Consider the following 17,924-nt stretch of genomic DNA (forward strand, 5'->3'; position numbering starts at 1 on the left):
CGCCAATATGTCGCGCCGTTGGTCGTCGCCATAATTAGCCCGCCAGTATCCTATTGAGAAGATTGCGCTTGACCGTCTGCACGGTCTGCCAGTCATCCTTCAACATGCCGCCTGTATCGCCGCTGTTGGGGTTGAGTGCCCAGTACGCGAATGAGATTCCCAGTTTACCGGCAGAAAGGTCATTGCTGCCATCGCCGGCGAAATCGCCGTTCAGGTATTTGCAAAGGTTCGCCGTCCATTGTTTTTCAAGGTCGCCGTGGGGCGAGAGTGTCGGATTAACCGCGCCGGTGCCGTCCAAGCCGTACTTGCCGCCGAACTCGCCCACCCAGATAGGCGCGATACTCTGCTCGAAGATGAAGCCCCAGTGAGCCCGCCAGACGGCGTAGAGATTGTTTGGCCATCCTGCCGGTGCTGTCTGGCCATCGTAGGCAAGCCACGACTGCACGACGACGCTCTGGCCATATTCGTGCGGGCTGTAGGCCAGCCGCCCGGAGTGGGTGAGCACAACCGGGCGTGTCGCTACGCCACCAAGTGCGCCACCCCACCAGAAAGCGCCGCTGGCATCACTACCGACGCCTTCGCAGAAGATGATCCAGTCAGGGGCGATGGTGTGGATTTGATTGCCGCACTCCTCGACGTACCCGGCCCACGTCGCCCAGTTCAGGTCATGCGGCTCGTTATGCACGTCCGCGCCGACAACGTTGATTTTGCCACCATAGCGGTTAGCCATGATTGCCCATGACGCTTTCCAGTTCGCCAGCGTGTACCCGATACCGACTGGTGAACCGTCCGCACCCACGCCTGCAGTGCGCCGGTGATGGTCGAGGACAACATAGATTCCGCTCGCGAGGCAGTAGTCTATGATTTTGTCGAAGATCTGCAGGGCTGTCAGGCCCAATAAATCCGGGTTGGCCGATGCGCTGATGACGGATGACGGCGGTACCGGGTTGCTGGTGGCCATATACCCGGAGAACGGCAAACGGATGCAGTTAAAGCCCAATTGCTTAATCTGATCGATGATGCCGCGCCATGACCGCCCCCAAGTGCCGTGCGGGGTGTAATTTTCCCCTTCTGCCCCAAACCAGTTGATGGACTTGAGGCGAATAGCTACGCCGTTCGACTGCACAAACTGGTTGCCGCTGGTGTGTATACGGCGCAGGCCAGTGATGGCCACGCCGGTGCTAGACAGCGCGATGGCATTGGCCAGACCGCTATCGATATCGAGCCGCAGCGCGCCGGTGCGAACGCCTATGCCGCCGGACGGTGTGTAGGTCGCGTTGTGGGCGTTGGAGCCGGTAAGGGTCTTGGAATGGTCGAGAGAAAGCGCGCGTGCGGCAGCTGCAGGAACGTCTTCACCTTCTATCAGGCGAAAACCCTCCCGTATGCGCAGGAGGGCGTTAGCGTGGCCTTGCACGTCGACTTCGGCCACATGCGGGCTTTCGTGCTGACCGTCTTCCGGCTTGAAATGGTACGTGCGTTTCGGCGCGTCCATATCGACCAGCGTGCCGTCCTTGCGCTTAATAAGTGACTCGATTTTCATGGAATAACCTCCTAGGAGAGATAAAGGGAGGGCTAAGCCTGAAAGCTTCGCGGTGATTTCTGCTTCGCGACCGCGACCACCATCGTTTCCGTCGTGTAATTCATGATGTCCTCCCCAATGCAAAGACCCGCCTCGCGGCCGGCTTTCTCGTCGTTGGAGGCAGAACTGTCACGAAGACGGCAACTGATCCTTGATCTACATCAATCAGAAAATGACGACTGTGGGAGCTTTCCGCCTGTGTGCTCCGCAGCCAGGTTCCCTATCCGTTGGCATGCGAAGCTGCCTCGGCGATCGATACAGCTGGCCACCTTTTCCAGCCGGACTGCTTGCCCGATCTTTCCGACCGGCTGAGCGAGATATTACGGCGGCCGCTGACTGCGACCGGGCGAAGCTATCGCTTTCCTGGCGCGCGAGCGCGGCAGCTGGCGGCGACCAAGGAACGTGTCACTGATCGGTTCGGCACGCTTAGCGCCCTCCTGATCGGTTGCCGCCCGTAGCTGACCCGTCAACTGCGCCGAGGCTTGGCTCGAAGCAGGCGGGCATGTTCCTCCGCAACAGCGGCTTCGGCTTGCGAACTCGCAATCCAGGCATGCCCTGAACTACATGGAACTTTCGGTCCCGCGAATATATCGCGCCTGAAAATCATCGAAACGGATACCGCACCCGGCTTTTAATCTAATTTCCACGGACGGCTATTGGGCCGAACTCTCAGCAAGTGACCAACTTGCGGTGATCGACGGCCGCGAAGTAACACTAGATGGAGAGCTCGACGACTGGAGCCTGCTAAAGGCTCGCCATTACGGATATTACCGCTCAGCAATTTATTGTCGATGTTGGCGGCGTCTCCCCGAATTTTACACGGCCAAAGCATTACGCCTTTGATCTGCTTAAGTTCCCGACGTTCGTTGGCCGGATGATACGCACTCTGGAAGGTGGCGTCGCCTTAATGGAAGCCAGGACCGACGGTCAGGATGGTGCTTCCATGTGTTGCAGCGGCTTCCGCTTGACAGCCGGCGCGGTCTCGGCGCAGTGCGCCTCGTTCTGTGGAGCGATGATCTTTATCGACACTGCCCGTCAACCCGGACATGCATAAAATACCTCCCAGCCGTTTGTTCCGAATGGCCCAGGCCCTTTGCTTCGCCGCATAATGTACAAAGTCGAGCTCAGAAGTTGGAGGCCTACGGCAAACCCGGTGCGGTTCAAAGGCTTACGCTGCCGTTGAATGACAGAAATCGAGATGAACCTGATCAAAGTGCCAAGCGACACCAGCCTTCTGGGCGCACTCACGGCAGGTCTTCGATAAAGGCTGTGGAGAGTTTTACGTCGTCGCGCTGCGTTCGCACAGCCGCGGCGGCAGAATATGCACCCGCAACCGGCCTGCTCCAGAAGTGCCATGTGCTGCCGTCATCACGTTCGTCACCGACGACGCGACATAGGCGATTACCGTCGAAACCGGAAAACGAGATATTACGGATGGGATAGGATATGCCCAGCCCCCGCCCCTTAAGATAAGCTTCCTTCAGTGTCCAGATCTCACAAAAGCGACCCGGTCGGTCCGCCTCCGCCAGCCCCAGCAGCGCCGAACGCTCCTCTGGAGCAAGCACAGTCGGCATCAGATGTCGGTAGTCGACCCTGCCGATCTGCTCGACATCCAGCCCGCAATCGGCTTTTTGCGTGAGCACGCAGCCCACCAATCCATCGGCATGAGAGAGGTTGAAGCGGAACGGAGCAGAGGACGGCGAGACGAGTTCGGGCCGTCCCCCGGATGCAGAAGCAAAAGTCAGTTTACTCGGATGCCGCCGCGCCACAGAGCACACCGTCACGCCAGGCTCGCAACTTTCCGCAATGATCTGCGCCTTCTGATCGTCGCTCCATTCGCGACGACGGCCATTGCCAGTGAACACCTCAAACCGGCGTACCGGTTCATCCTTGGATTTAAGCGTAAGCTCTGAAATCGACATATGTCCAAGCCCTCTTTCGAGGTTGAACATCAACGATCAGACGGCGATCCGGAAGGTGGGATCAGGACAACCCTTACCTTTCACCTAATGACAACCGCAACATCTCCCAGTCCAGCGTCAGATCTGCGACCCTCCGTTTCAACTAGGCATTTTCGCCTTCGAGCTGCTTCAGCTTCTTCATTCCGGAACGGCATCACTCGCGTCACGAGGCGTGGCCGCTTCTGGCGAAGACTCCTCTACTTTGAGGATTTCGCGAATCGCCGAAAACTTGCGTTCCTGCGCTACGACCGTCTGTTTCAAACGGGCGATTTCGTGTTTGAACTGCTCCCGTTCCTTCATTTCCGGAATGGCATCAATCGCGTCCCGAGGCGTGGCCGCTTCTGGTGAAGACTCCCCGAGGTTTTCGCGGATCCCCGCGGTGGTCAATCGTCTGCCTGCTCTAAGCGATGCGATACGATCTAACCGCGTAACTTGGTCAGCGTCGTACCGCCGGTGGCCCTTTTCCGAACGAGACGGTACGATGAGACCCTCCTTCTCCCAAAGCCGAAGTGTCGATGGAGAAACGCCGGCTCGACGTGCAGCTTCCGCAATGTTGATATATTTTTTTTTGTGGTTCATCTCAGCACTTTCGTCCATGTGCAATTTCCCGCTTATAAGCACGCTCGATCCAAGGAAGCGTCTTGGACGCTGCATTGGGCATCGTAAAGTTAACCGGGCATCGATCAAAATGTGGGATCTGGCGGCATGACCCGACTTTCCCGTGATCCTCTTTATCGTCGCCACCGATTTCCGGCGCAGGTGATTGCCATGCCGTTTGGCTCTATTTCCGGTTTCCGCTCAGCCTGATGGTCGAGGATATGCTGGCAGCTCGTGGCGTCATCGGGACTTTGAGCTGAGAAAAGCGGATCGCCACGCAGCCAGTCCTGCACTTCGATCGACGGGGCTGGAGAGCCGAGATTTAAACTAGAAGTCACTTCTTTTTCCCCACAATGTTTTATCCGGTGTTTCGTGCGCCAGGGATGAGCTTGTCCTGCCAAGTATCAGGTCGAGTTGTTTTGAAATTGAAAGGCCATCGCGGCGAACGTTCCATCGGTTTGACAATAGACGTTGGTGATTCTTGTGAAATGGCTTCTGCGGGTTCGAGACATTTCAACTTCCTTCTTCTGAAAGCGTGACGATAGTCACTCTCGTGACGGGAATATCCCGAACTCTAATGCAGATGGAGCAGGAGCGACGCTCCGACGGTTTGGTATCCATACGACGTAATTACACCGTCTAAACGGATAAAGCCGTTGTTCACGCCCGTCAACAGTCAATAAGCTGCCACGCCAACAAATTTACCGCCCAATCTGAAGGCCTTTCGTGCCTCATTCACGGGTTTGTTCTCGACGTGTTGGTGCAAAGCCGTCGCAATGCCAAGGCGGCAAAGCGCTTGATGCGAAAGCCTCTGAAAGGGCAAGGCCGTTCGCCGCGTGTGATGATCACCGATAAGCTTCGATCCCCGCTTCAAGTCAGCGCGGCCTCTTCAGCGTTTCGTATCCGCAGTTTACCCAATGGCGCCACGTTCTTGACGTGGAGATGGGAAAGCCGTTGGCCGAGGCAAAAGGCGAGGTCCTCTATGACGCGCCCTATGTCGAATGGTTTGGGAAGGCAGCCAGCGCGTTTACGGCGGCAGCAGCCGGACAAGTGGATCATCGCAATCAAGCAGCCGATCGGCGTCGTCGCCGCAATCACGCCGTGGAACTTCCCAACGCCATGCTAGCCCGCAAGTCCACACCGGCAGTGACTAACGGCTGCTCAATGATCTTCCTGCCGCTGAGAAGCCGCTTTCGGCACGTCGCTCGCGCTGCTTGCAGAGCGCGGCCACCGGCTGGAGTCTTCAACGTCGTGCGCGCCAAGGATTCCCCATTTATCGGCACGAAATTCACGGAGAACGAGAAGGTGCGCAAGCTCACCTTCACCGGCGCGACCAATGTCGGCAAGATCCTGATGCTCCAGGGCGCCAACGAGATCATGAAACGCGGCGCCGAGCTTGGCGGCAACGCGCCGTTCATCGTTTTCGATGGCGCCTCGCAACGAGTGAGAGCGTAGCGGACCACCTCGGCTGTCTTGGACTTGCCGGAGACCACTAATTTTCCGATTTATGGACCCCGAGCACGGCGGGTGTGGCCGACTACAGCCACGACGACGGCAGCATCTGCTGGCTCGGCTTAAGGAAAAGGGAGGGCCAGGCCCCGCCCGCTCCTACTTGACCTCAAGAAATGCTCGAATTCGCTCTCCTGCCTGAGCAATGCTCAACACGCCATCCATGTGCCCTCGCGTGCCTTCCAGTTCGACGAATTCGACTGGCGTACCGTCGGATTTGATAATCGTTCCTGTCTCTCGCACTGCATTTCCAGGAAAAATCAGGTCTTCATCGGTATAGATCAGCATCACGGGCACCTCGATATCCAGGAGCCCTTTGTACAGGCTGTCTTTGGGATGTCCAGCGACGAACAATTGATTGGCGCGCACCAGATAAAGGAAATGGTTCGCATCTAACTGGGCTACGCGTGCTGCGCCCGCCTCGTTCAGCTTCGTGACAACTTCATAGTCATTCGCCCAACTCTGCCCGGGATCCGCACCTTCTCTGGCCCAGTCACGCCCGAATGTGCCGTCGGTCCATTCTGCCGAATTTGCCTGCAGTGTTAAAGTCTTCATGGCTTGAGCCAGCCCCGCTTTTGGCGCCTGGCCGGTGTAATAATCTCCACCGTTCCAGTTTGGATCCAGTTTGATCGGCGACGCCCATACGTCCAGCCACGCGATAAGATTCGCGTCTGCCCAACCAGAGGAAATGACTGGAATCACCCGCTCCAACTTGTCGGGATAGCGTGCTGCCCATTCATAGCTTTGCAGCCCCCCCATGGAAGCGCCCATGACAGCATGCCATTTCTCAATCCCCAGTCGCTCCATCAGCCCTTTCTGCGTATCAACGAAATCGCCGATCGTCATGATTGGAAAATCCATACCCCAAGGCTTTCCTGTTTTGGGATTGATCGTCGCCGGTCCGGTGGTGATGACGTTCGGATCGTTGGCACCGAGATTGACCGGTGTGTCGACCGACACGACAAAGTATTTGTCCGTATTGATGGGCTTGCCGGACCCGATGATCGCATCCCAATAGCCGGCGCTTACATCCGCCTCCTTATATTTTCCCGCTGCGTGACTGCTTCCACTGAAATAATGCGGAATCAGGATGGCATTATCTTTGGCGCCGTTCAGCGTGCCATAAGTTTCGTACCCCAGCCGCATTTCGGGAACCGTCCTGCCTCCACGTGTCACGAAGTTTTTTAGGGTAAATTCCCGCTTCTCAACCAAAGGCTCATACGCCAATGCCGGGCCGGCCATCATGGCGACAGTGATAAGTATTTTCAGGCGCATTTACTTCTCCTTGGTCGGGATTACCAACGAAACAAAGCGGTGGCCTCAACCTTTCAAAGCCCTATCCTGGTCACCGGATTTCACATTGACCCAGGTCAAAACTTCTCAGCTTCTAAGGGGCTTATTCGCCCCTGTAGAATCATGTCGCGGCCAGACCGCAGCGACTTCTCAAGAGTAATACTCTGGTGCCTTCTTGAAGGTCGACCACGCATCCGGGTCGTGACCGGTGACGACGTTTGCCCCGGTTCTTTCCGCGATTGTGCGCAGCTTCTGTACAGAGCGAACAGTATCCACCGTCGATGCGAGGAAGCCCGGCAGCGCCTTTTCATCCCAATGGTCGAGTGTGTAGGCGGCATCGATCGTCAGAAGCAGCGGCTCACTATTGGGAAGGCGGACGAGAAAGGATTGATGGCCCATCGCATGGCCAGGACTGAAGATCGTCGTCAGCGTTCCGTCGCCATAAACATCATAAAAATCGTCTTGAGTGCCGTTCAAAAACTGCCATTTCAGACCAGGGCGATCGAAATCCTTGCGGATATATCCGCCATCGGCAAACCAGTCGGGCGTGAAGGCATATTCATATTCGGCCCTCTGCACGATATGCGTGGCATTCGGAAAGCGGCCGATCGCGCCGGTATGGTCGAGATGCAGGTGGGACTGCACGACGTATTTAACATCCGCCGGGTCGAAGCCGAGAGCTTTGACCTGATCGACGCATCCTTTGTCCTTGTCAAGCACCGGCCAGTACACATCGCAAATACCGCCCCAGTGGCCGCGCGGGTCCGTCGCGACTTCAATGGCGTTTCCACCGTCGATGATGGTGTGACCGTCGGGATGGGTGATCAGGAAAAAAGGAACCGGGATTTCGTAATCCGCACCATTTCCCTGATTCATTTTGATGTTGTGCACTTTGCATTTCAGGGTGCCGGACTGAAGCATGTAAAGTCGGATATCCGTCACGTTGGATCCTCCCGTAGTGATATGAACGGTGAATTTCTGCGGAATATCTAGAAGGCTTCCCGATACAGCGCCAGCGCATCCTCTTCCCGAACCTCGACCGGATTGTTGACGAGCAGGCGCCCCTGGTTTTTTATCGCATCCGTGGCCAGCATGGCGAGGCTGTTGTCGGTTACCCCGACATCGCGGAGCCGGCGCGGCGCGCCGCTTTTATCCATCAGCACCTGCATGTGGGTAACGAAGTCCTCGGAACGGGCCGCAGTGTCGCCGCTTCCCTTGACTCCAAGCACATCGGCGAGCTCGGCGTAAAGCGGGGCAGCCGCCTGTGCATTGTAACGAAGGACTGGGCCGAGCATCAGAGCGTTCGAAAGACCATGCGTAATGTGATAATGTCCACCCAGCGGATAGGCCAACGCGTGGACCGCAGCCACCGGGGAATTGGAGAAAGCCTGGCCCGCAAGCATTGCACCGAGAAGCATGCCTTCGCGAGCGTCCCGGTTTGTCGGCTCCTTGCAGCCAGCGATTAGATTGCTGCCGAGAAGCCGCAACGCCTCACGCGCAAGCGCGTCCGAAAGCGGATTTTTTTTATGCTTACTTGTATAGGCTTCGATGGCATGCACCATCGCATCGATGCCGCTTGCTGCGGTGTGAACCTGCGGCAAACCAACGGTCAATTCCGCATCCAGGAGCACGAAATCCGCATAGAGTTGCGCCGACACGACTCCCATCTTGGTCGTCTCGCCGGTGGTGATGATGGAAATGTTGGTGACTTCGGAACCGGTGCCCGCAGTTGTCGGAACGAGAACCAGTGGAACACGCCCCCCCTGAACTTTGCCGATGCCATACATTTCGGCGAGCGGTTGTGCCGACGAGAGCAGCACCGCCGCGAGCTTTGCTATGTCCAAGGACGAGCCACCACCGAGACCAATGACAATATCGGCTGCGACTTGCCGCGCCTCCAAGACACAACCATACAAAACACTTTCCGGTGGATCTGGCACAACCCTATCGAAAATCGCCGCGCTGAAGCCAGCCGCCTCCAGACTGGCGGCAATGGGCGCAATCAACCCAGCCTTCACAAGGCCCGCATCGGTGACCAAAAGCACCTTGCGCGCGACAAAACGCGCAGCGATGATTTCACCTAATCGCTTAGCTCCGCCCCAGGCCATTTCAATGGATGGGACAGTTCGAAACTCGAACGGATTGATCGTCATTCAGTCCTCCCTTGTCGTCAGCTGCTTAAGCGATCGCCGAGCACAGATATTTGATTTCCAGGTAGTCATCGATCCCGTAACGGGAGCCTTCCCGTCCGAGGCCGGACTGCTTGACGCCGCCAAATGGCGCTACCTCGTTCGAGATCTGACCGGTGTTGTGACCCACCATGCCGTACTCCAGCGCTTCGGCCACTCGCCATGTCCGACGGACGTTTTCAGTATAGAAATAGGCAGCCAATCCGAATTCCGTATCGTTGGCCATAGCGACCGCCTCTTCCTCTGTCTCAAAGCTGAAGAGAGGCGCGACTGGCCCGAAGGTTTCCTCGCGTGCGACCTTCATCGACTGTGTCGCTCCCGTCAGGACGGTTGGTTCGAAGAATGTCCCGCCAAGGCTGTGTCGCTTGCCACCTGCGACCACTTTCGCTCCCTGCGCGACCGCATCGCTAATATGGTCCTCGACCTTGGTAATGGCGTCAGCATCAATCAGCGGCCCGATCGTTACGCCCATCTGCGTACCTTCACCGACTTTCAGTGCAGAAACCTTCGCGGCAAGCTTTTCAGCGAAGACAGCGTAAACACCGGACTGCACGTAGATACGGTTTGTGCAGACGCAGGTCTGACCAGCATTGCGGAATTTCGAAGCGACGGCACCATCGACAGCGGCATCGAGGTCCGCGTCGTCAAAAACAATAAAAGGTGCGTTGCCGCCGAGCTCCATTGATAATTTTTTTATCGTCGGCGCCGACTGCGCCATCAGAATTCGCCCCACCTCGGTCGATCCGGTGAAAGAGAGTTTTTTGACAATGTCGCTTTCCGTCAGCACCTTGCCGATCTCGCGTGCTTTTCCTGTCACAATCTGGAAAACGCCGGCGGGAATACCTGCCTGATCGGCCAGAATGCCGAGAGCAAGCGCCGTGAGGGGTGTCTGCTCAGCCGGCTTAACCACCATTGTGCAACCGGCAGCCAGCGCAGGCGCCGCCTTGCGTGTAATCATTGCTGCCGGGAAGTTCCAGGGCGTGATCGCAGCGCAGACACCGATCGGCTGCTTGAAAACCAGGATGCGCTTGTCGGTGGTGGGTGCGGGTATGATGTCCCCATACACTCTCTTTGCCTCCTCGGCAAACCATTGAATGAAGGAGGCAGCATAGAGTATTTCCCCCCTGGCTTCGGAGAGGGGCTTACCCTGTTCAGCCGTCAACAGCGCGGCGAGATCGTCTGCATTTTCTACTATCAGATCGAACCAGCGAAGCAGGACGGCCGCTCTTTCCTTGGCTGCAAGCGCGCGCCACGATCGGAACGCCATCTCGGCCGCTGCGACCGCCTGCTCAATATCTGCCGTCTCCAGCGCAGGGACGGTGCCGACAATCTCCCCCGTCGCGGGGTTCTTGACGGCTAGGTTGTTCTGAGAGCTCGCAACCCACTTGCCATTTATCAGGCATCGATCGCGCAGCAGTTCCGTTTTTTTTAGATTGACCATGACCTCTCCCCAGCGTAGAGTTCAATTTGTTGAACCAATATCGTTATATTGAACTAGCCTGACAGGAGGTATCGAAAGTGTCAAGTGCAAGACTCGCCGCAGTGGAAGACACTGCGATCGGCAAATCCGTCGACTCTGTTCCGGCGCTCAGGCGCGCGGTCTCGATCCTCGATCTTGTCACCAATTCCAGCGACGCAATGTCGGCCGCCGACATCACACGGGCGATGTCGTTGCCAAAAAGTACGGCTCACGGCCTACTAGGCGTGATGGTAGAGCTTGGCCTTCTTGTTCGCAAACAGGACGGCACGTTCCGGCTCGGCCCGCATCCTATGCGTTGGGCGCACGGTTTTTTATCCGAGATGGACATGGTGTCAGTTTTCCGGAATTATTTCGCTTCCGACACCACATTGTCTCCCTACACGGTCACACTGACGACTCTTGACCGTCACGAGGTCGTCTATATTGATTGCCGTAATTCCGACCAGCCCCTGGGGCATACTTTCCGGATAGGAATGCGCCTTCCTGCCACCTTTACCGCGACAGGCAAAATGCTGCTTTCCGAAATGCCGGAGGATAAGCTCGATGCTCTCTTCAGAGCGAACTTTCCTTTGCCCCTCACCTCTAGAAGCGTCAAAAATCTTGCCGCACTAAGGCAGGAGCTGGCTGACATACGTATGCGTGGTTTTTCGATCGATAACGGTCAGGTTCGCGAAGGGATGATCTGCATCGGCACCGCTCTGCGAGATCATACGAGATGCGCGGTTGCCGGCATTGCCATCAGCCTTCTGGAAAGCGAAACGACTCCGGCGCTTATCGAGTCACTCGGAGAGACGATGCGCAAATCAGCCGCCATTCTTTCCGAGCAATTGGGGCATAACAGCTCATCACGCATCAGTGTCGAAGGATAGCGTAGCGTTTTGAGAGAGCGGAAATTTACTGCCGACCAAAGGAGACCAGGTGGGGTTGGCTCAGCTTGAGCAACGTGGCTGCTCTTTGACCCTAAGGCAGGCCGTCGCAGCGTCGAACCGAATGGCTGCGAAAATCGTGCATTTGGGCTCACCGTCAATCCGATGCAAGTGTCAATGTCGCGGTTCGCTCTCCAGGCGAATGGCTACATAAGCAGCTGACGAAAATCCTCTCCACGTCGACTTGCTGATGGAGGTTTTGCCAAAAGCGAGCTTCTGGCGGAGTTCAGGAGAAGTCGTCCTCAGTGATTCTTCGTGAGGCTGACGGCGCCCGTTTCCCCTTTAGGAACAGTTCGCGCCGCTGATTGTACTCGCCTTCTGGCTGAACAGCCGCTCCTCCATCTTGACGCTGGTTGCAATACTCACTATACACAGTAATGAACTGAGTTCAACATAATGAACTCGGTTGCGTGGCCGCAGCGTGAGAGGACGCTTTCGGCCTACCACGCAAGCGTGTCATTGCACCGGAACAGGCAATTTGCCGTAGAGGAGGAATCTATGAAAAAGCCGTGGTCTCTGACCATTGCAGCCATCTTTCTGTCTGCCACCGCCCCCGATGGCCTCTCGGCTCAGGAGCCAAAGCCCTTCACTATTGGTGTTGTGACGTTCCTGTCCGGTGCACCGGCTGGTCCCTTCGGCATTCCCGCAAAGATTGCCGCCGAAGTCTTCGCCGAGCAGGTCAATGCCGGTGGCAAGCTCCCGGCGCCGTATGACAAGGTCGGCTTCGGCGGCCGTCCGATCGAACTCGTCGTCATCGACGAGGCCGGTGGCACCACCAAGCAGGTTTCCGAACTACGCAACCTCGTCGAACAGCAGGGCGTAGACATGATCGTAGGCTACACGTCCTCGGGCGATTGTCTTGCGGTCGCGCCTGTTGCCGAAGAACTGAAGACCATGACACTTCTCTTCGATTGCGGCACGCCGCGCATCTTCGAGGAAGCTGACTACGAATATGTATTCCGCCCCGTTGCAACCGCGACGATGGACAACGCCGGTGCCGCACTCTACGTCAACGAGACAGTCAAGAAATTCAACACCTACGCCGGCATCAACCAGAACTACGCCTGGGGTCAGGACGCCTGGAACGACTTCGAGGGCACACTGAAGAGCCTTCGCCCCGAAGTGACGCTGACGACCTCGCAGATGCCGAAGCTCGGTGCCGGTCAGTACAATACTGAAATCTCCGCAATTCTCGGCAGCAAACCCGATATCATTCATTCGAGCTTCTGGGGTGGCGACCTTGAGGGCCTCGTGCTTCAGGGAGCGCCGCGCGATCTATTCAAGAACGCCACTGTCGTTCTGACGGCAGGCGAAACGGCGATTCATCGCCAGGCCAAACAAATCCCAGATGGCACCATCATCGGCGCCCGCGGTCCAAACGGCATCTTTGCACCGGACAACGCCTATGACGACTGGTTCAAGACCGCTTACAACGCCAAGTCCGCCACGCCCCCCAGCTATCCGTCCTACCACATGGTGCAGACGCTTTTTGCGGCGAAGTTCGCTTATGAGAAGGCACAGGGCGGCGACACCGCCAAGACGCCGACTACGGAGGAGATCGCCGCTGCTCTCAAGGGTTCCACCTTCCAGGGTCCCTCGGGCGAAGTGAAGATGTCGCTGGGCAAGGGCAACCAGGCTGTGCAGGAAATGGTCTATGGCCGCACCAAAACCGTCGATGGCAAGCTGACCTTCGTCGATGTGATCCGTTACGCTCCAGAAAGGGTGAACCCACCGGAAGGCATGACCAGCCATGAGTGGATCAAGAATAAGCTGAAGTGACTTGTCCACCGCGGCATCGCTTGCGCGGGGTTTCCCCGCGCGTTTGGCGCCGCAATCCCTTTGAAGCGGTTTTCACTCTTCGCGCGCCAACTGGCACCGAAAGATGGATCCGCCCCTCCTTTCGAAACGGTGTGTGGCATGAACGCGTTTGTAGGCGCCGTTATTGACGGCATTTTGTATTCCGCATGGCTCTTTATCATCGCGGTCGGCCTGACGCTGATCTACGGTGTGATGAAGATCCTCAACATGGCCCATGGCACGTTCTATGCCATCGGCGCCTACATGTCGGTTACTCTGCTGGGTTACTGGTTCGCCCAGGGGCTGCCGCCCGCGGGCAGCATTCCGGTCATGATTGTCGCGGCGCTGATCGCCGGTACGATTGTCGGCCTCGTCGTCGAACGGGGCGTCCTGCGCTACTTCGCGGGGCGCGATCCCGTCGTGCTGCTGCTGGTAACCTACGCGCTCTTCCTCATTCTGGAAGACGTGGTGAAGCTCATCTGGGGTGTCGATCCATGGATAGCCTCCGACCCGGTGTGGGCATTCGGCAACGTCTATCTCGGCCCCCTTGTCTATCCGACCTACAACCTCATTATCGTCATCGTGGCGATCGTCAGTGGTGGTTTCCTCACGTGGTTTCTGCAATTCACTGCCAAGGGGAAGATGCTGCGCGCCGTCATTCATGATCCGGAAGTATCGCAGGCGATGGGCATCAATGTCAGCCGCTGGAAAGTGTCGGCCTTTGTGGTCGGCTCGATCCTCGCCGCACTCGGCGGCGCCTTCACAGCGCCGACCATCTCGGTGGCGCCGGGCATGGGCGTCGAAGTGGTCGTCATGATGTTCGCAGCGGTGGTGATCGGGGGGCTTGGATCGATTCCTGGCACCACTGTCGGCGCCCTGATCGTCGGCTTCGTCCGCTCACTTGCGGTCCACTACTGGCCCGAAGTCGAAGTGTTCAGCATCTATGCAGTGATGGCTATCGTTCTCGCCATACGTCCGCAGGGGCTGTTTTCCGGTGTGGAGTTGCGCAAGATATGATGAACAAAACCAAAACCTTTGTGCCGGTCGCCGTCGGCGCGGCACTTTTCCTAATCGTCGCGGCCTGGGCGCTACCCACCTGGAACTTCGTCATCTCGATCGGCCTTGCCAAGGGGCTCGCGGTTCTCGGCCTCGTGCTGATGATGCGCGCTGGGTTGGTCTCGTTCGGCCAGGGACTCTATTATGCTATCGGCGGCTATTCCGTCGGCTTGATGGTCAATCTCTGGAGAATCAACGAAGCGGTTCTCTTGCTCATCGCCCCGGTCGTCATCGCCGCGGCGACTGCAGCAGTCGCCGGTCTCCTTCTGTCGCGTTACCGCGACATCTTCTTCGCGATGCTGACGCTCGCCCTGTCGATGCTTCTCTATGGTCTTCTGGTGAAGTCGGTGGAACTTGGCGGCACGGACGGCTTCAACATCCGAGGCGTGACTTTGTTCGGCCTGCCGCTGAGCGGTACTGCGCGTTTCAACGGCCTCGTTATCCTCGTCCTGATCTGTTTCACAGCGGTGATAACCGTCTGGTACTTCGGCAAGACGGCGCTCGGTCGCCTGCTGCCTGGCATCAAGGATAACGAGATTCGCGTCGAGTATCTCGGCGCGTCTGCAAGCAAGACGATCTATCTCTCCTACATCCTTGCGGCAATTCTAGCCGCCGTAGGTGGCTCCATGAGCGGCATTCTCGTCGCGCATGTGGATCCGGAAATGGCCTTCTGGGCAACCTCGGGCGAATTCGTGGTGATCGCAGTCCTTGCCGGTACTGGCAACATCTTCACGCCCTTCATCGCCGCGCTTGCACTCGAATTTGTCAGGACGTTCGCCTATCAGCATGCCCCCAACACTTGGCAACTGGTACTTGGCGTCATCATCCTCTCGATGATCCTGTTCCTGCCGACAGGCCTGGGCGGCATCCGTTTCGGTAAGCGCAACACGACCACCGTCGAGGCAGGAGAAAAAGCATGAAGCCGATTATTGAAGCAAAGAGCCTCGTCAAGCGGTTCGGCGCGGTAACTGCCGCAAACGACGTGAACGTCGACATCATGTCTGGAACGATTTCGGGGCTGATCGGCACAAACGGCGCCGGCAAGACGACGTTTATCAATATGATTACGGGCTACCTCGGCCCGGACTCCGGTTCGATCCTGCTCGACGGACAGGAAATCGTCGGGCTTTCACCTCGTCAGATCACTCGGCGCGGCGTTGCCCGGTCCTTTCAGATTCCGCAATTGTTCAACTCGCTGACAGCGATTGAGAACCTGATGTTTGCCTACAGCGCCACGGACAGCGTTGGCGTCAAGGGCTTTTCAATTCTTTCCGACGACGAGCTCGCGACCCATGCTGACGAGAGGCTCGAGGTGTTCGGACTTGGAGCGTTCCGCAACTCGATTGCCGGCACGATGCCCGAAGGCATCCGCAAGCTTCTCGACATTGCAATTGCCATGGTTGGCAAGCCGAAGGTTCTTTTCCTGGACGAGCCGACGAGCGGCGTCGCCAGCGAAGAAAAATTCTCGGTCATGGACCGCATTATTGATGCGACCCGTGTCGCAGGTGTCAGCGTGCTCTTCGTCGAGCACGACATGGAGATCGTTGGTCGCTACTCCGACCGCGTGCTCGCTTTCTTCGAAGGCCGGGTGCTGATTGATGGACCTCCGGAAACGGTCCTCAGCGACCGACAAGTGCGCGAACTCATCATTGGTGAAGAACATTGCGTTCCCAGGGAGGATAACCATGCTTGAAGTGAAGTCAATCAACGTCTCCATCGGCGGGGTACCTATTCTGCGTGACGTTTCCATGAAGGTCGAAGCCCGCTCGATGGTCGGAATCGTCGGCCGCAATGGTGCCGGCAAGACCACGTTGATGCGTGCGATAATGGGGCTCTTGCCACTCCGGGCAGGTTCGATCCATTATGAGAAGAAGGACATTTCCCGTGAGGCGCCGCATCTGCGCGTGCACCACCAGATGGGCTTCGCGCCGGAAGACCGGCGCCTTATTCCCGAACTGACTGTTGAGGAAAACCTGCTTATTCCGGCATGGGCAGCTGGCGTCACAGATGCGCAGAAGCGGCTCGACGATGTCTATGCGCTCATTCCGGAGGCAGCGGACTTCCGCCATCGCCGCGCCCTGCAGCTTTCAGGCGGCCAGCAGAAACTCGTGGCCATCGGTCGCGCACGCATGACTGGAACCCAGCTGTTAATGCTAGACGAGCCATTCGAAGGCGTCGCCCCCGCTCTTTCCAAGCGCATTTCCGAGGTAGTTGCATCCCTGCAGCCGCTTGGTCTTTCCATCCTTCTTTCCGGCGCCGATCTTCGGCATGCCGGTAAGGGGCTCGATATGGTTTATCGCATGGACCGTGGCCAGATCACTTCTATTTGACCGTCATTGGCAGCGCCTGTGCATCTCTGCTGCGTCCCAACCGCCGCATACGAAATTGTGAACCACTTCGGTAACCTGTGGTTTCGACGGTTGCTCTTTCAAGGCTGCGTTGAGGCATTCGCGCGGGCTTAGGAGCGCGGGTCTAAATACTGGTCATTCTTTGTTCTTCATCATTGCCGCCTGAAGCTGTGGGCAAGTGGGATCCTATCCCAAGGAATGGTTTAGCGGGATAGCACTGGCCTACCAGTGTTTCGGGTGGGTCAGTTGTTGATGACAATCAACTTACGACATCGTCGTCACCTTTTCGGCTTCGCGAGACGAATTCTTCCTCCCCCAATCGCGTATTTTTCGCCCTGAAGCCTATCGAACCGCCCCTGCGTTTGCGGTGGTGATCGGGACGGATTGCGACACGACATGTCGGCAACCCTACAAAACCCCTCCGCATGGCGACAACGAAACATGTGCAATCTCGAAGGCTTACCGGCGCAACCTGATTGGCACGAGTAGTGCTCAGAGTAAGCCGGGTCGCTAAAGCCCGATCGTGGTCCCGACCTGATTGGCACGAAGGGAGACTGACATGGCAGAAATGCAAAAAAAGATCACCTCCAGCCCTGAGGGCGAACAGCGCGGGGTCAAGGGGTCCGACCTCTTTGTCCGGGCGCTTGAAAACCAGGGGGTCACGTGCATCTTCTACATCCCCGGCGAGGAAACCATCGACCTCTTCCATTCGCTGAGCAACTCGACGATCAAGGTCGTGCCGACCCACACCGAGTGGGCCGCGGCCCTTATGGCCGCCAACTGGGGTCGGCTCACCGGCCGCACTGGCGTCTGCATCACCACCTGCGGTCCGGGCGCGCTCAACGTCCCGAACGGCGCGGAATATGCCCGGCTCAACGGCATGCCGGTGCTGCTGATCGCCGGCCAGAAGGCGATCAAGAACCGCCGCCAGGCGGGTTTTCAGAGGTCCGCCACCGTCGAGGTGATCAAGCCTGTGACCAAGCACGCAATACAAATCACATCGGCGGAGATGATCCCGCCAACGGTCAGTGAAGCATTCCGCATCGCCCAGGAGGGAAAGAGGGGGCCGGTGTATATTGAACTTCCGGAAGATATCGCGGCCGAAAAATGCGAGGAGGTAGCGCTGATTGCGCCGCACAAGCGCGAACTGCCGATAGCAAACGATGCGGCCCTCGATCGCGCCGCCGCC

At 57.5% G+C, this 17,924-nt stretch carries 16 protein-coding genes and 2 pseudogenes; 11 read left to right on the forward strand and 7 right to left on the reverse strand.

The window, feature by feature from the left end:
- Positions 1-34: 34 nt before the first annotated feature.
- From HFO99_RS32405 to HFO99_RS34030, 3 genes are all read right to left on the reverse strand, one after another.
- Positions 35-1,540 (reverse strand): glycoside hydrolase family 5 protein, encoded by a 1,506-nt coding sequence (locus tag HFO99_RS32405; RefSeq protein ID WP_222365683.1) that lies wholly within the window; start codon positions 1,538-1,540, stop codon positions 35-37.
- 1,283 nt (positions 1,541-2,823) lie between these two features.
- Positions 2,824-3,531, reverse strand: coding sequence for a 4'-phosphopantetheinyl transferase superfamily protein (locus tag HFO99_RS32410; protein ID WP_261323440.1), 708 nt, complete (start codon positions 3,529-3,531; stop codon positions 2,824-2,826).
- A gap of 147 nt (positions 3,532-3,678) precedes the next feature.
- The gene (locus HFO99_RS34030; protein WP_222365684.1) at positions 3,679-4,137 is read right to left on the reverse strand and encodes a MerR family transcriptional regulator; all 459 of its coding nucleotides are present in this window, start codon (positions 4,135-4,137) and stop codon (positions 3,679-3,681) included.
- Positions 4,138-4,245: 108 nt separating this feature from the next.
- Between HFO99_RS34030 and HFO99_RS32425 the strand changes: the two are divergent.
- From HFO99_RS32425 to HFO99_RS33860, 4 genes and pseudogenes are all read left to right on the forward strand, one after another.
- Positions 4,246-4,379, forward strand: a pseudogene (locus HFO99_RS32425) (IS6 family transposase); the annotation flags it as partial.
- Positions 4,380-4,873: 494 nt separating this feature from the next.
- Positions 4,874-5,002 (forward strand): annotated as a pseudogene (locus HFO99_RS32430) (DDE-type integrase/transposase/recombinase); the annotation flags it as partial.
- A gap of 129 nt (positions 5,003-5,131) precedes the next feature.
- A complete protein-coding gene (locus tag HFO99_RS33855) occupies positions 5,132-5,263 on the forward strand; it encodes an aldehyde dehydrogenase family protein (RefSeq protein WP_260690100.1) in 132 nt (43 codons plus the stop codon).
- 125 nt (positions 5,264-5,388) lie between these two features.
- A complete protein-coding gene (locus HFO99_RS33860; RefSeq protein WP_315860509.1) occupies positions 5,389-5,592 on the forward strand; it encodes an aldehyde dehydrogenase family protein in 204 nt (67 codons plus the stop codon).
- A 153-nt stretch (positions 5,593-5,745) separates the two neighbouring features.
- Here the strand turns inward: HFO99_RS33860 and HFO99_RS32440 are convergent, their stop codons facing one another.
- The 4 genes from HFO99_RS32440 to HFO99_RS32455 all read right to left on the reverse strand — a co-directional run bounded on the left by HFO99_RS32440 (position 5,746) and on the right by HFO99_RS32455 (position 10,569).
- Positions 5,746-6,921 carry a homoserine O-acetyltransferase gene (locus HFO99_RS32440; RefSeq protein ID WP_222365685.1) on the reverse strand — a complete coding sequence of 392 codons (1,176 nt, stop codon included), beginning with the start codon at positions 6,919-6,921 and terminating at the stop codon, positions 5,746-5,748.
- A 168-nt stretch (positions 6,922-7,089) separates the two neighbouring features.
- Complete coding sequence (gene attM / locus HFO99_RS32445) at positions 7,090-7,881, reverse strand: N-acyl homoserine lactonase AttM (protein WP_003563137.1); 792 nt, start codon at positions 7,879-7,881, stop codon at positions 7,090-7,092.
- A gap of 47 nt (positions 7,882-7,928) precedes the next feature.
- Positions 7,929-9,092: an iron-containing alcohol dehydrogenase gene (locus HFO99_RS32450; RefSeq protein ID WP_222365686.1), complete on the reverse strand. Its 1,164-nt coding sequence runs from the start codon at positions 9,090-9,092 to the stop codon at positions 7,929-7,931.
- Between the two features lie 25 nt (positions 9,093-9,117).
- Positions 9,118-10,569, reverse strand: coding sequence for an NAD-dependent succinate-semialdehyde dehydrogenase (locus tag HFO99_RS32455; protein WP_222365687.1), 1,452 nt, complete (start codon positions 10,567-10,569; stop codon positions 9,118-9,120).
- A 77-nt stretch (positions 10,570-10,646) separates the two neighbouring features.
- Here HFO99_RS32455 and HFO99_RS32460 point away from each other — a divergent pair, with 77 nt between their 5' ends.
- The 7 genes from HFO99_RS32460 to HFO99_RS32490 form a co-directional block, all read left to right on the forward strand.
- Positions 10,647-11,477 (forward strand): IclR family transcriptional regulator, encoded by an 831-nt coding sequence (locus tag HFO99_RS32460; RefSeq protein WP_168292621.1) that lies wholly within the window; start codon positions 10,647-10,649, stop codon positions 11,475-11,477.
- 555 nt (positions 11,478-12,032) lie between these two features.
- A complete protein-coding gene (locus HFO99_RS32465) occupies positions 12,033-13,313 on the forward strand; it encodes an ABC transporter substrate-binding protein (protein WP_222365688.1) in 1,281 nt (426 codons plus the stop codon).
- 138 nt (positions 13,314-13,451) lie between these two features.
- A complete protein-coding gene (locus tag HFO99_RS32470; RefSeq protein WP_222365689.1) occupies positions 13,452-14,348 on the forward strand; it encodes a branched-chain amino acid ABC transporter permease in 897 nt (298 codons plus the stop codon).
- On the forward strand, positions 14,348-15,307 hold the full coding sequence (locus HFO99_RS32475; protein ID WP_245315054.1) for a branched-chain amino acid ABC transporter permease: 960 nt from the start codon (positions 14,348-14,350) through the stop codon (positions 15,305-15,307). Before HFO99_RS32470 ends, HFO99_RS32475 begins: the two co-directional genes overlap by 1 nt.
- On the forward strand, positions 15,304-16,080 hold the full coding sequence (locus tag HFO99_RS32480) for an ABC transporter ATP-binding protein (RefSeq protein WP_222365690.1): 777 nt from the start codon (positions 15,304-15,306) through the stop codon (positions 16,078-16,080). Before HFO99_RS32475 ends, HFO99_RS32480 begins: the two co-directional genes overlap by 4 nt.
- Complete coding sequence (locus HFO99_RS32485; RefSeq protein WP_315860510.1) at positions 16,040-16,717, forward strand: ATP-binding cassette domain-containing protein; 678 nt, start codon at positions 16,040-16,042, stop codon at positions 16,715-16,717. The genes HFO99_RS32480 and HFO99_RS32485 overlap by 41 nt, the downstream gene beginning before the upstream one ends.
- A gap of 577 nt (positions 16,718-17,294) precedes the next feature.
- A partial coding sequence (locus tag HFO99_RS32490; protein WP_261323442.1) for a thiamine pyrophosphate-binding protein occupies positions 17,295-17,924 on the forward strand: 630 nt, incomplete at its 3' end.

It is taken from the genome of Rhizobium leguminosarum, from assembly GCF_019798305.1.
GTDB classification, from domain to species: domain Bacteria; phylum Pseudomonadota; class Alphaproteobacteria; order Rhizobiales; family Rhizobiaceae; genus Rhizobium; species Rhizobium leguminosarum_U.